The following is a 13,568-nucleotide window of genomic DNA, read 5'->3' on the forward strand; positions in this document are numbered from 1 at the left end:
GGGCGGCCATGCTACATTCCTTCCAGCCATGCAGCCGGAATCCCATCACGCAGCGCCGGAAGAGGAACGGAACTTCAGCGGTTTCCGCATCCTTCCATCCGGAGCGCCGGTGACGGACACGCCCCCCTTCGACCGCCTGTTTGAAGAGGGGGCCGGAAACGGATTATATGCCCTCGCGGTCTCCAACTGGGAAACCGCGCCTGACCCGGGCGCCTTTTTTATCAAGAACATGGCGCGCCAGGCGCTCACCCGCATGGCGCACGCCGCCGCGGAAAGGCCGGATGAGGTGGACACCGTCCTGGACCACCTGCTGGCCTCCACGGCGGAAAGAGCGGCCCTGGCGGAACAGTTCCCTCCCGTGCCGGGGGCGGAATACGTCACTCCAGGCGTCATCGCCGGATGGCTTGAGGATTTCCGGAGGCTGGTGAAAAAGGAAGTCGGCGCCCGCGGCATCACTCCCGCCGCGTGGCTGAACGGGCTGGGCGCCCCCTGGAACCAGATTGGGAAGGTATTCTTCCACCTTGCGGAAAACCGGGATGACGCCACGGGCTCCCGGCCCTTTGCCTTCATGGCTACCTTTGCGCATCAAAGCGCGGCGGACAACCAGGTGCGCCACCTTCCCCTTTCCACCGCCCTGAAACTTCATGAAGGGAACTACACTGCCCTGCTGGCCGTGCTCCAGCCCTTGAAGGAAGCGGCACGGGAAAGCTCCCTGCTGCAGCGACTGCTGGACAATGGAAAGATTTACGCCCCGCTGGCCTGGAGCGCTGCGGAAGCCCGGGACTTTTTACAGGACACGCCAGCCTATGAACATGCAGGCATCATCGTGCGCATGGTGAACCTGTGGAGAAAATCCCCTCCCAAATTACAGGTAAAAGTCACGGCGGACGCTCCCGGCAGTGAAAAAACGGCTCATTCCTCCGGGCTTTCCGTCCACAGCCTGCTGCGGTTTTCCGTAGCCGCCACGCTGGGAGGCAGGGACCTGGCCCCGGAGGAACTGGAGGAACTGCTCAGCAACGGAGACGGCCTGATACGCTTCAAGGGGGAATGGGTGCGCGTGGACGCTCAAAAAGTCCGGGACCTGATGGACCGGTGGACCAAGGCGGCGCGCATGATGAGTTCCCTGGGCATTCCCCTGGTTCAGGGGCTGAGGCTGCTGGTCAACGGCCCTTCCGACCAGCTTGCGCAACTCCCGGAACCGGATGAAGACTGCGTGGTGGAACCGGGCCGGGATCTCCGGCAGGCCCTGGATATCCTGGCGGGGGAGGTTTCCGTCTCCGTGCCGGAGCTTGCGCCCCGGTTGAACGCACTGATGCGCCCTTACCAGAAAGAGGGCTTTTCCTTCCTGTACCGGGTTACGGAACGGGGCTTCGGCGCCTGCCTGGCGGACGACATGGGGCTGGGGAAAACCCTTCAGGTCATCGCATGGCTGGATGCGCTGCGGAGGGAAGGCCGGCTGGAAGGCCTCCCGGCCCTGATCGTGGCCCCGGCGTCCCTCCTGTCCAACTGGAAGGAGGAAGCGGAACGCTTCGCGCCGGAGCTCGCCCTGCGCATCATGCACCCCTCCGCCCCGGATTCATGGCAGCCGGAGGAAATACCGCGCCGGGAAGGCTGCCACGCCGTCATTACTACCTACGGCATGGCCGCGCGCGCGCCTGCGCTGGCCGGGCTGCATTTCCCGGCCATCATTCTGGATGAAGCCCAGGCCATTAAAAACGCAGGTTCCGCACGTTCCCGCGCCATCCGCTCCCTGCACGGGGAGAGGCGCGCCGCCCTGTCCGGCACGCCGGTGGAAAACAACCTGAATGAATTATGGAGCCTGATGGAATTCCTGAATCCGGGCCTGCTTGGCGGCAGAAAAAGCTTTGAAGCCTTCACCCGCTCCCTGGAACGAGGCTATGCCCCGCTGCGCCGCCTGGTGCGCCCTTTCATCCTGCGCAGGATGAAGACGGATCCAGCCCTGGTCCCCGACCTGCCGGACAAGACGGAAATACCCGCCTACTGCCCCCTCACGCCGGAACAGGCCGCCCTGTACCAGACGCAGATAGATACGCTGCACGCCATGCTGGACGAACCGGACCCGGCCGCCCGCCTCATGCTGATCCTGCCCGTCCTGGCGCGCCTCAAGCAAATCTGCAACCATCCGGCGCAGTTCCAGGGCACGGACGACTACGCCCCGGAACGCTCCGGAAAGTTCCTGCGTCTTCAGGAATTGTGCGCCTCCATCGCCGCCCGGCAGGAAAAAGCCATCCTCTTCACGCAGTTCCGTTCCATCATTCCCCATCTGCACGACTTGCTTTCCGGGGTCTTCGGCCGTTCCGGGCTTACCCTGCACGGAGGCACGCCCATTCCGGAACGCCAGGGCATCGTCACCGCCTTCCAGAAGGAATCCGGGCCTCCCTTCTGCATCCTGTCCCTGAAGGCCGCCGGGACCGGACTGACTCTGACCCAGGCCTCCCACGTCATCCATGTGGACCGCTGGTGGAACCCCGCCGTGGAAAACCAGGCGACGGACCGGGCCTACCGCATCGGCCAGCACCGGAACGTGCTGGTGCACCGCCTGATCTGCCGCGGCACCATTGAGGACCGCATTGACGCCATGCTGACGGAAAAGCGCCGCATGGCGGACGACCTGTTCTCCGGCGGTCCGGAACAGTGGCTCATGAACATGAGCGCAGAAGAACTTAAGGACGTTCTTTGCAAGAGCTGAACCAATTTCATCTCCTGAAGGAGCGGTTGATGAAAATCAATTCAACGGGGAGATGAGAAAGGGAACAGAAAAATGCATTAATACGCATTTTTTCCTCTCTGACGAGGGAAAGTCAGAAAATCCGGTTTTCTTGATGAGCCCTGTTTTTGGCATCCGGCCGCCCATGCCGGAGAATTTGCCGGAAATCATAAAAACAGGGGCGTACACCATCACGGCATTCCACCTGTTTGCGGCAGCCTTGGAACAATCCCATGACGAAATCTTTCACCGTGCATTCCGCGTCCATTGTGTCTCACCCATATTAGCCATGCAAAGTTGCACCGGGGAAACTGATTCGCGAGCTTCCAGGAATGCCTTATCTAACAGTAAAGCTTATAATTTATTTATTATGAATTAGAAAAATATTTTTACCACCCAATTCCTTTACGATGGAATAACGGCAAAACATCTACCGGGATTATCAATTTTCATTGACAATTTATCATTTCAATTTCATAGGTGATAATATGATGATGGTTCCAAAAATATTGTGCTGTTTTTCGCTTGTTTTGGGCATCCTCGTTGGAGCGGCACATGCCAAACAAGCAAAATGCGGCTATGAGCTCATAAATATTTCAGAGCCGACAGCAGAGCTGGTTGAACCGGTTAAGGGAAAATCAATGAAATTCAAGGTTCATGCGACTGCCATGGCAACTTACACTCACAAGGACGGCTCCACTGTTTCAGAGATCGTGAATCTGGATCAGGGTGCCACTGTTGTCGTGGATGTCTCGGAAGACCTGCCCTGGAATGAGAGAGCAAAAGAAAAGGCGATTCTTCTTTTACACCAAAAAGCCCTTTCCAGAAGAATGGAATTATGCAGAGACAACGGATGCAGCAAATAATGGCGGCAACACAATAACCATACATATTAACAATAACATAGGGCAATGAAGATGAAAATATTATTAAAAATAACCATTTTGACCATAGGATGCAGCGCCATGCTGGCCATCAACCCATCATTTGGAGCGGACGAAGCACAAAAACAGGCCGCCGGGGCCGTCCAGTTTCCTGCCGGTTCCTATAAAAATCCCGCCGTGCTTGATCTTAAAGGGGTCAAGGATTACAGCATGCTGGAATCGGCGCGAGATGAATACCTCAGAAAACATTACGACGGTTACCGTGTTCTGGGTGAAGGATTCACCATGATTGGAGGCCGCTACATCCTTACCGTCAGCTTGACGAATGATGAAGACGAAAACAAGGTAAACAATCTTAAGCTGGTCTATTTCGACATGACTGATGCGTATAAGAAATTAGGCAAATCAAAAGACAGGCAGACGCGCGAGAAAATAAAGGAATTGAAGAATAATCACCAACCCATGAGTGAAAAGGAACTCATGGAAAAACTGGAACGGGGGACGACGGAAAAAACCGGAAAATAAGATAAATGCCGTCTGGCCCCGGTTTTCATTTTAATCCCTCGCTATTTCCATAGTGAGGGATTTTTTACTGGAATGACTCCGCGCGCTGGCCTGTTAAATATAGAGCCTGTATTTTCTGATAAGCCGTAGTTTTTTTCAGGAATGCGACTCGCAGGCTTCATTTCCATGATGGCTGCGAGTCAAACACTGTACATCTGCTTTTCCAGCATCTTCTGCTATTTTCCTTCTCAGGAAACCACGGCCAGCGGCGCGGTGGTTTTCCAGTCTCCGCGGGTAAAGTCCGGGAACTCCACGGGCATGCCGCCCTGCGCGATGGAATGAGCCGTCAACGGCAGCAGGGAAGACCAGGCGGCTCCTTCGTAAACATTCTGGTCCATCGGCTCTCCGTTCCGGAGGCATTCCACGATGCGGGAAAGCATCACGAAGTCCATGCCGCCGTGGCCGCCCATTTTCGTAGCCAGATTCCCGATGCGTTTCCAGAGCGGATGGTCGTATTTCTCGTAAATGGCGGCCAGCTTCTCCCGGCCTTCAATCCATTCGTGATAGTTGCCGTTGCCCAGCTTTTCACCCGCCACCCGGGTCGGAAAGCCGGCCAGGGTTCCTTCGGTTCCCTGGATCAGGTTGGCGCGGGAATAGGGCCGGGGGGACGTTTCATCCAGTTGGACGACAATAGTGCGCCCCAGTTGCGTCTTGACGATGGCCGTGTTCATGTCCCCGCAGATGAAGGGGGTATTGTTCCAGCGGTGGTCCGCGGGAAGGTGTTTTTTGGCGTAGGCATTGCGCCCGAGCGCAGGGGAGGCGAACGCAGCCACCCGGCTGAAATGGTCTTCTCCGCGCGCCAGGTTCATGTACTGTGCCACGGGGCCCAGTCCATGGGTGGGGTACAGGTTTCCGTTGATCCGGGTATGGTATTCAGGCCGCCAGGCCCCTTCCCCGCGCGTGTCCCCCAACTGCGTCACCAGGCAGTGGATATATGCGGCCTCCCCGTGGAGCAGATCGCCGATGACCCCCTGCCGGACCATGTTCAGGAACATAAGCTCGTCCCGGCCGTAGTTGACGTTTTCCATCATCATGCAGTGCTTCCGGGTGGCCTCGCTGGTGTCCACCAGATTCCAGAGTTCTTCCAGGGAGACGGCCAGCGGAACTTCCACAAAGGCGTGCGCGCCGTGCTTCATGCTGTCGCAGGCGATTCCGGCATGGGTACTCCAGTCCGTGCTGATGATGACAGCGTCCGGTTTCAGCTCCTTCAGCATGGTCAGGTATTCCGTGTCCCCGCCGGAATAACTCAGCGGGCTTTTCCCCATCTTGGAAAGCACGCGGTCCACGCCGCGCTTGGCCAGGTCTTCCTTCAAATCACATACGCCCACGATTTCCACCCCGTCCATCACGCACATTTGAGCCAGATGGGAAAAGCCGCGGCCGCCCACGCCGATGAAGGCAAGCCTGATGCGGGCCAGCCCGGGAGCCTTGAAGCCCCCCATGTACATGGAGCCGGAAGGCCGCGGAGACGCCTGGGCGCCGGATTTCCAGAGGCTGTCCCCGGCAGGGATTTCCAGGGCCTGCCCGGGGAGAACGTTTCCGGCGGCAGCCGCTCCGGCCGCGAGCCCCAGGGATTTGAGAAATTGTCTGCGTGATGAAAAAATAGACATGATTTGAAAGTATGGCTTCAAGGAAGATTACGCCTCCCGTGCCGCGGATTTATCATCATTCCCGTCCCGGAGGAAAAAAGCTCCGGATGGCTGATTTTAAGGTTTGCAAAATCCGGCGGAACTTCCACTATGAGATAAACTTCTGCCTCTAACCACCTTCAATTTATGCGTTACCTTCTTCTTATCCTGTTGCTCGCCGGCGGCTATTACGGCTGGGATTATTACCAAACCGGCCTCGTGCCCAGGCATGAAGCCATCAAAGCCATGGAGCAGGAGCCTTATCCGGAGCTGGATGCGGCCCAGGCCCGTTTTGACGAGGCGGCGGAACTTCACGAACAGCAGGCGGCACGCCTCCAGGCGGCCATCCAGAGGAAGGAAGAGGCCATCCGCAAGTATTGGGATGCCCAGATGGAGAAGATCGACCAGGCAAACGCCGGGAAAAAGTCCGTGCCCGCCGTGAAGGGAAGGCCCAATGCCCGGAGCGCGGAAGCCCGGATAGCCAATCTCCTGGAACAATATGACCGCCGCGTCGCGGACGTGGAGGAGCTCAAAGGCAAGCGGGACACCACCAGGCAGCAGTTGGACAACGCCCGGAACCGGCTCCAGGAACAAATACGCCAGGTGGAAACCCGGCTGGACATCAACCGCATCCAGCGCGCGGAGGCGTCCAATACGAAGAGCAAGGATTTCAAGGTGACGGAGAGCCGGGCGGACCTGCTCAAGCTCCAGGCCAGCCTGCCGCAGGAGCTGGACCGCATCACCCGCAAGGGAGAAGCCATGCTGAGTGACCAGACGGCGGCCTACGAAAAGGCCAAAAGGGAGCTGGCCCTGTTCCAGAACAAGGTGGACAGACAGATCGCCAGTCTCCGGGATTCCATGAACTCCCCCCTGGCGGAAGAGTATGATGAGACGGAAATCCTTTCGGAAGACCCCGAGTTCCGCACCATGATCTCCCCTTACGACCAGGCCGTCAGCCATGAGGAAACGCTTGTCATGCGGACGGAGGCGGACGTGGAGGAGCAGGCCAAGGTCCTGCACGGGCTGCAGCGCATCAGGGACGGGAAAATTGAAGGGGAGCGCAGCCAGCTCAGGCAGGAGGAAGAGATTTTCTTCACGGCCGCCGCCGTCATCGGCGTGGTTCTGCTGATCTCCATTTTGCTCTCCTTTACCAGAAGGAGATGATGCCTTTGAAGGTTGACACTGCACCGCAAACCTAGTTTACTGTCTGGGCCGCCGGGAACCCCGTGGAGGCACGACTGGCAAACCCCGCCAGGACCGAGAGGTAGCAACGGTAGCTTGTTCGTGTTTGCCGCGTCCGTTCCCGGCGGTATTTTATTGACGCCCCCTCCCATACCGGGATTGAACGGGAGCCTTCCCGTGGTAGAATACCGCCCATGAACGTGTCCGCCGCCCTTGACTGGCTTTTTTCCACCCAATTCTTCGGGATCAAGCTGGGGCTTGACAATACCGGGAAGCTGCTGGCGGCAGCCGATGCGGACCGGACGGATGCCACAGTGGTCCACGTGGCTGGCACCAACGGGAAAGGCTCCACCTGCGCCATGATTGAGGCCCTGGCCAGGGCACAGGGGTATGTGACCGGCCTGTTCACCTCCCCCCATCTGGTGGAGTTTTCCGAACGCATCCGCGTGAACGGGAATATGATTCCCCCGGAGGCGCTGGCGGAAGAAATCTTCTTCCTGAAACAACTGGCGGAAGGCTGGGAACAGCCGCCCACCTTTTTTGAGCTGGCGCTTGCCGTCGCCCTGCGCCACTTCCGCAAAAGCGGCGTGAACTTCATCATTCTGGAAACGGGCCTGGGCGGCAGGCTGGACGCCACCAACGCCGTGCCCAAGGACATCGCCGTGCTGGCCCCCATCGGCCTGGACCACCAGCAGTACCTGGGAGACACCCTGGAAGAGATCGCCGCGGAAAAGGCGGCCATCATCTCCCCCGGCAAACCGGCCGTGACCGCCGTGCAGAGCCCGGAAGCCATGGCCGTCATTGAACGGACGGCACGGGACCGCCGTTCCCCCCTTACGGTCGCCCGGGCGGACGGGGAAACGCCCCGGCCATCCCTGTCCGGAGCCCATCAGCGGGAAAATGCCGCCCTGGCGCTGGAAACCATGAGGCAGCTCCACGCCCTCCCCTCCCCTTCCGCAGCCGCCGCTGCCCTGGCAAAGGTGCAGTGGCCCGGAAGGTTTGAACGCCTTGAAACGCCACCGCTGGTGCTGGACGGCGCCCATAACGAACATGCGGCGCGCGTGCTCGCGGCCACATGGAAGGAGGAATTCCCCGGGCGGAAGGCGGCTCTGGTTTTTGCCGCATCCGCAGACAAGCACATCCGGGAGATGATCCCCGTTTTGCGGGAAATCACCGGAGAATGGCACCTGGTTCCCTGCACTTCCCCCCGCATCATGCCGGCGGAAGAATTGGCCGTCCTGCTGGCCGGACTGGAAACCGGCCCCGTCTTTATCCATTCCACCCTTCCGGACGGGCTGCATGCGGCCCTGGCCTCCCCGCTTCCGGCTCTGGCGGCAGGCTCCCTGTTCCTTCTGGGGGATTTGAAAGCGTTGCTCCGCCATGCGGAAAAACGCAGCACCGCCCAGTAACCCCTCCATCCTTTTTGTTTTTCCCCGTGATTTCCGACGACATGACCCTTTCCTCTCTCCGGCCCGGAGACCTGCGCCCCGAATTGCTGGCTCCCGCCGGGGACATGGACTGCGCCCGCGCCGCCGTAACCAATGGCGCAGACGCCATTTATTTTGGCCTGGACCGTTTCAACGCCCGCTTGCGCGCGAATAATTTTACGCTGGATTCCCTGCCGGAACTGATGCGCTTCCTCCACGCGCACGGCGTGAGGGGGTACGTGACGATGAACACGCTCCTTTTCACCTCCGAGCTGGCGGACGCCCTCACCTACCTGGGCCATTTGAATGCCGCCGGCGTGGACGGCGTGATCGTGCAGGATATCGGGCTTGCCCGCTGCCTGACAGAGTGGGGAAGGCAGGATCCCGCCATGAAGCTGGAGCTGCACGCCTCCACCCAGATGACGCTTTCCTCCCCGGACGGCCTGGAATTCGCCGCCGGTTTCCTGGACCTGAAGCAGGCCGTGCTGGCGCGGGAATTGAGCCTGGAGGAAATCGGGCAATGCATACGCCATACGGATATTCCCCTGGAGGTGTTTGTGCACGGGGCGCTCTGCGTGGCTTACTCCGGCCAGTGCCTCACGTCGGAAAGCCTGGGCCAGCGCAGCGCCAACCGCGGAGAATGCGCGCAGGCCTGCCGCCTGCCCTATACCCTGGTCGTGGACGGCAAGGCCGTTCCGCTGGGAGAAAGGCGCTATCTGCTCAGCCCGCAGGATCTGTGCGCCCTTGACCGCATTCCGGACCTGGTCCGCATGGGCGTGAAGAGCTACAAGATAGAGGGGCGGCTGAAAAGCCCGGAATACGTTGCGGCGGTAACGGCGGCCTACAGAAAGGCCCTGGACGCCGCCTGCGCCGGAATACCCGTGGATGAATTGGTGACCGCACGCGACCGTTATGCACTGCAAATGGTATTTTCACGCGGCTTTTCCACCGGCTGGCTGGACGGCACGGACCACCCGCGCCTGACCCACGGCCGCCACGGCAAGAAGCGCGGCGCCTATGCAGGCACCATTGTGGACAGCAGCCAGGGCTGGCTGGACATCAGGCCGGAAGGGAACGTTCCGCTCGCTCCCGGCGACGGCTTCGTCATTGACGCCGGGGAGGACCGCAATGAAGAACAGGGCGGCCGCATCTGGAAAGTGCAGAGAAACCGCCTTTTCTTCCACGGAAAAGCCTCCGGCATTGACTGGAGCAAGGTCAGGCCGGGGCAGAAGCTCTGGAAAACGGATGATCCGGCCCTGAACGCCGAGCTGAAAAAAATGCGGGAGCACCTGCCGGAGGCCGTCCTTCCCCTCCATTTGGCATGCACCGGATCCGCCGGGGAGCCTCTGACGGTTTCCTGCCCGGAATACGGGTGTTCCGTGCAGTCCACACAGCCCCTGCAAACGGCGGAAAAACGCCCGCTGACTCCTGAAGTTCTGGAACAGCAGCTCGGCAGGCTGGGAGGAACGGGGTTCCGCCTGGCTTCCTGCGAATGCCGCCTGCCGGAGGGCCTGATGCTCCCGCTCAGCATCCTCAACCAGACAAGGCGCGCCCTCGTGGAACAAATTCAAACGGTCCGGCAGGAGAGGGAAGCCTCCGTTCCCACCCGTCTTCCGGAACCTTTCGTCCTTCCCGCGCTTCCGGCGGGTGCGGCAACTCCGGACGCGCCGCCGCACCTGTCCGTGCTGTGCCGCAGGCCGGAACAGATACCTTCCGTTCTGGATGCCGGGGCGGACGCCGTCTATCTGGATTTTGAAGACCTCCGGGACTATGCGGCGGGAGTGGAAGCGGTCCGGCGGCACACGAAAAGCATCCCCGTCTTTCTGGCGACGCCCCGCATCCAGAAGCCGTCGGAAACCGGTTACTTCAAGCTCATGGAACGGGCGGAGCCGGACGGCGTCCTCATCCGCAACCTGGGCGCGGCGCAGTACTTCCGCCATTCCCCCCTGCACCGCATCGGGGATTTTTCCCTGAATGTCGCCAATCCGTACAGCGCGGCCATCCTGAAGGAACAGGGGAACCTGGATTATCTCACCATTTCCTATGACCTGAACGCCGGACAGGTGGAGGACCTGCTCCGCGCCGCGCCGCCGGAATGGTTTGAACTGACTCTGCACCAGCACATGCCCATGTTCCACATGGAGCACTGCGTGTTCTGCACCTTCCTGTCGGACGGCTCCAGCTATAAGAACTGCGGCCGCCCCTGTGAACGGTACCACGTGCAGCTGCGGGACCGCGTGGGGCAGCTCCATCCCCTGCTGGCGGACGCCGGGTGCCGGAACACCCTGTTCAACGGCCGCGCGCAGACGGGAGCCGGCTTTTTCCGGGGTTTCCGCCATCAGGGCCTTTCCCGCTTCCGCGTGGAACTGCTGGACGATTCTCCGGAAAAAGCACGCCTTCTGGTATCCCGCTACCGGGAATTGCTGGACGGCTCCTGCACTGCGGCCCGGCTCATCCGGGAACTGGACGTCGCGGAACAGCTCGGCACCACGGAAGGCACGCTCCGGCCCAGATAACGCAAGCCCGGGCCTGGCAAGGAGAAAGGCGGACAAAGAATGCACCGCCCGCGCCTTGAAGCGGCGCAAAAACCGCCTTATGATGGCATCAATGGGAATGGAAGACTCCTTTCCCGGAACTTCCGCAAGATGAATAATTCCCTTAAAGACCGCCTGGTCCGTCACATGGAAGACGGACATTACGAACCCCAGAGCAAATCAGAACTGGCCCGCGCCCTGAACGTGGATTCCCGGCAGAAGCAGGACTTCCGCGCCATTGTGGACCAGCTGGAGGAGGAAGGCAGGCTCGTGCGGCTGCAAAAGGGGAGATACGCCCTGAAACGGGAACGCCGGAACCTGGTGCACGGCATGATCCGCATCCTGCGCTCCGGCAAGATTCTTTTTCTCCCCAAAAAGGGGGATCCCGCCGCGGCGGACCTGGGGTGGGATCTGGAGGCCATTCCGGAGCTGGAGCTCAAGCCCAACCACCTGGGAACCGCCCTGGACGGGGACCGCGTGGCCGTGCGCGTGGAACGCAAGGCGGCCAAGGGCCGGAGAAACGTCCGCAGGGACCGCTTTTCTTCTCCGGATACCGGCATGAAAGCCCGCGTGGAGGAAGTGACGGAACGCGCGCGCTCCCGCTGGCTGGGCGTTTTCCGCGCCGGAAAGAACAAGCTGGGCCGCGTGCTCGGGGACGGCGTAGGCTCTCCGGAATACATTGAACTGGTGGAAAAACCCGCCATGGAGGTGCTTCCCGGCCAACTGGTTTCCGTGGAACCCGTGTCCCGCGGGGAAGAAAAGAAGGCCCCGCGCGGGAAAATCGTGGAGGTGCTCGGCTACCCGGACGATCCCCACGTGGACATGGAAGCCGTCATCAGAAAGTATGACCTGCCCGTGGAATTCCCCGCCTCCGTGCTTCAGGAGGTGGAATCTTTCCGGAAAAACCCTTCTTCCGCGGAACTGGGCCGCCGGGAGGACTGGACGGACCGCACCGTCATCACCATTGACCCGGCAAGCGCCAGGGATTTTGACGACGCCATCTCCATCACGGCCACTCCGTCCGGCTGGACGCTGGCCGTCCACATCGCGGATGTCTCCCATTTTGTGAAGCCCGGCGGCGCGCTGGATGAGGAAGCCCTGCGCCGCGGCAACTCCACCTACCTGCCGGACCGCGTCCTTCCGATGCTGCCTCCCCGCCTTTCCGATGATTTGTGCAGCCTGCGGCCGGACGTCGTGCGCCTGACGAAGGTATGCGAAATGAAGTTTGATAAAAAGGGGAAGATGCTCCACGCCCGCTTCGCGGACGCCTTCATCCGCAGCAAGGCGCGCCTGACCTACCAGGAGGCCTTCACCATGCTGAAAGGGCATGACAAGGGGGAAGTTCCCTCCATGGTCCGTGAAGCCTGGAAGCTGGCCTCCATCCTGCGCCGCAACCGCTACGCCAAGGGAGCCCTGGACCTGGACTTCCCGGAAGTGCGCGCCGTCATGGACAAGGACGGCCGCGTGACGGACATCATCACGGAAGAGTACGATGAGAGCCACCAGCTCATTGAGGAGTGCATGCTGGCCGCCAACGAGGCCGTGGCCCTGACGCTGAAAAACAGGAACCGCCCCACCATCTACCGTGTCCATGAAGAACCGGATTCCGCCAAGCTCTTTGAATTCGGCCAGTTGTGCAAACTGTACGGGCACCCCGTCCACGACATCGGCCAGCGCCAGTACCTTAATGAGCTGATGAAGTCCATCAAGGGTTCCCCGGACGAGCAATTGCTCAAGCTGGCGCTCCTGAAAAGCCTGATGCGGGCCAGGTACGATACGGAGCCCCTGGGCCATTACGGCCTGGCCACCGCCAATTACTGCCACTTCACCAGCCCCATCCGCCGTTACGCGGACCTGGTGGTTCACCGCTCCCTGAATCCCCTGCTGGCCAATCCCCCCAAGGGGGCCAAAGGCGCCGGCAGCGTAGGCAGGCTGGAGGAGGACGCGGAACACATTTCAGAGACGGAGCGCACTTCCGCCAGTGCGGAAAAGGACGCCAACCGGATGAAGCTTTTCGAATGGCTGGAAGGCCAGTGCTATGCGGACCATCCGGAAGTGCACGAGGCCCTGATTACGGAAACGCGCCACTTCGGCGTGCTGCTGGAAATCCCGCGCCTCCAGATCAAGGGGCTGATCAAGCCGGACAAGCTTCCCGGCGGCCGCTGGGTGTACGAGGCATTCGCCAACCGCTGGAAGAGCGACCACGGCTCCGTGCTGTGCGCAGGGCTGCGCATTCCCGTCATTCCCGTGAAAGTGGACCGGGAACAGCAGTGGGCGGATTTTACCATCGCCTCACGGGAGGAACGGCGGCAGCCGGAAAAGACAGCCTCCCCAGGCAGAAAGGAGAAGCGCACGCCCGGCCGCAGGCGGCGGAACCGCTGACGGCACACGCCCGCAGGCGGAAACGGCCACATGCGGGCGTTAAATCCGGTTCTCCTTGCAGCAGAATTAAATCTGTATTTTTTCACCAAAATTTTCTTGAAGCAAATTGTACTTTTCATGTATAAAATGGTTGCTGTTTACTTGTGAACCCGACCCCACGCCTATGAACTCAGGACGTTGAACCCGTAAGTAAGCACCATATGAATGCTGAATGCCAAGGTCCGCTCCCGGGTCTGGAG

9 protein-coding genes and 1 other RNA gene are annotated in these 13,568 nt (G+C 60.4%); 9 read left to right on the forward strand and 1 reads right to left on the reverse strand.

What is annotated here, in order from left to right:
- Window positions 1-28: 28 nt before the first annotated feature.
- The 4 genes from M8N44_RS09525 to M8N44_RS09540 all read left to right on the forward strand — a co-directional run bounded on the left by M8N44_RS09525 (window position 29) and on the right by M8N44_RS09540 (window position 4,137).
- Window positions 29-2,710 carry a DEAD/DEAH box helicase gene (locus M8N44_RS09525; RefSeq protein ID WP_102749278.1) on the forward strand — a complete coding sequence of 894 codons (2,682 nt, stop codon included), beginning with the start codon at window positions 29-31 and terminating at the stop codon, window positions 2,708-2,710.
- Between the two features lie 52 nt (window positions 2,711-2,762).
- A complete protein-coding gene (locus tag M8N44_RS09530; RefSeq protein ID WP_215709439.1) occupies window positions 2,763-3,107 on the forward strand; it encodes a hypothetical protein in 345 nt (114 codons plus the stop codon).
- Between the two features lie 109 nt (window positions 3,108-3,216).
- The gene (locus tag M8N44_RS09535; protein ID WP_102733225.1) at window positions 3,217-3,594 is read left to right on the forward strand and encodes a hypothetical protein; all 378 of its coding nucleotides are present in this window, start codon (window positions 3,217-3,219) and stop codon (window positions 3,592-3,594) included.
- Window positions 3,595-3,693: 99 nt separating this feature from the next.
- Complete coding sequence (locus tag M8N44_RS09540; RefSeq protein ID WP_102727746.1) at window positions 3,694-4,137, forward strand: hypothetical protein; 444 nt, start codon at window positions 3,694-3,696, stop codon at window positions 4,135-4,137.
- Between the two features lie 227 nt (window positions 4,138-4,364).
- Here M8N44_RS09540 and M8N44_RS09545 read toward each other — a convergent pair whose 3' ends face one another.
- Window positions 4,365-5,786 carry a Gfo/Idh/MocA family protein gene (locus M8N44_RS09545; RefSeq protein ID WP_102728580.1) on the reverse strand — a complete coding sequence of 474 codons (1,422 nt, stop codon included), beginning with the start codon at window positions 5,784-5,786 and terminating at the stop codon, window positions 4,365-4,367.
- A gap of 165 nt (window positions 5,787-5,951) precedes the next feature.
- Between M8N44_RS09545 and M8N44_RS09550 the strand changes: the two genes are divergently transcribed.
- The 5 genes from M8N44_RS09550 to M8N44_RS09570 all read left to right on the forward strand — a co-directional run bounded on the left by M8N44_RS09550 (window position 5,952) and on the right by M8N44_RS09570 (window position 13,329).
- Window positions 5,952-6,968, forward strand: coding sequence for a hypothetical protein (locus tag M8N44_RS09550; RefSeq protein WP_102728579.1), 1,017 nt, complete (start codon window positions 5,952-5,954; stop codon window positions 6,966-6,968).
- A gap of 51 nt (window positions 6,969-7,019) precedes the next feature.
- Window positions 7,020-7,114, forward strand: an RNA gene (gene ffs, locus M8N44_RS09555) — signal recognition particle sRNA small type.
- A 66-nt stretch (window positions 7,115-7,180) separates the two neighbouring features.
- Window positions 7,181-8,395 (forward strand): bifunctional folylpolyglutamate synthase/dihydrofolate synthase, encoded by a 1,215-nt coding sequence (locus M8N44_RS09560; RefSeq protein WP_102728578.1) that lies wholly within the window; start codon window positions 7,181-7,183, stop codon window positions 8,393-8,395.
- A gap of 26 nt (window positions 8,396-8,421) precedes the next feature.
- Window positions 8,422-10,929 (forward strand): U32 family peptidase, encoded by a 2,508-nt coding sequence (locus M8N44_RS09565; RefSeq protein ID WP_102728705.1) that lies wholly within the window; start codon window positions 8,422-8,424, stop codon window positions 10,927-10,929.
- Window positions 10,930-11,058: 129 nt separating this feature from the next.
- Window positions 11,059-13,329: a ribonuclease R family protein gene (locus tag M8N44_RS09570; RefSeq protein ID WP_180971111.1), complete on the forward strand. Its 2,271-nt coding sequence runs from the start codon at window positions 11,059-11,061 to the stop codon at window positions 13,327-13,329.
- Window positions 13,330-13,568: the final 239 nt, after the last annotated feature.

It is taken from the genome of Akkermansia massiliensis (genome assembly GCF_023516715.1).
GTDB classification, from domain to species: Bacteria; Verrucomicrobiota; Verrucomicrobiia; order Verrucomicrobiales; family Akkermansiaceae; genus Akkermansia; species Akkermansia massiliensis.

Bases quoted from the DNA above. Each gene is read 5' to 3' on its own strand.
- M8N44_RS09525 (WP_102749278.1), top strand. From the start codon at position 29: ATGCAGCCGGAATCCCATCACGCAGCGCCGGAAGAGGAACGGAACTTC.
- M8N44_RS09530 (WP_215709439.1), top strand. From the start codon at position 2,763: ATGAGAAAGGGAACAGAAAAATGCATTAATACGCATTTTTTCCTCTCT.
- M8N44_RS09535 (WP_102733225.1), top strand. From the start codon at position 3,217: ATGATGATGGTTCCAAAAATATTGTGCTGTTTTTCGCTTGTTTTGGGC.
- M8N44_RS09540 (WP_102727746.1), top strand. From the start codon at position 3,694: ATGCTGGCCATCAACCCATCATTTGGAGCGGACGAAGCACAAAAACAG.
- M8N44_RS09545 (WP_102728580.1), bottom strand. From the start codon at position 5,786: ATGTCTATTTTTTCATCACGCAGACAATTTCTCAAATCCCTGGGGCTC.
- M8N44_RS09550 (WP_102728579.1), top strand. From the start codon at position 5,952: ATGCGTTACCTTCTTCTTATCCTGTTGCTCGCCGGCGGCTATTACGGC.
- M8N44_RS09560 (WP_102728578.1), top strand. From the start codon at position 7,181: ATGAACGTGTCCGCCGCCCTTGACTGGCTTTTTTCCACCCAATTCTTC.
- M8N44_RS09570 (WP_180971111.1), top strand. From the start codon at position 11,059: ATGAATAATTCCCTTAAAGACCGCCTGGTCCGTCACATGGAAGACGGA.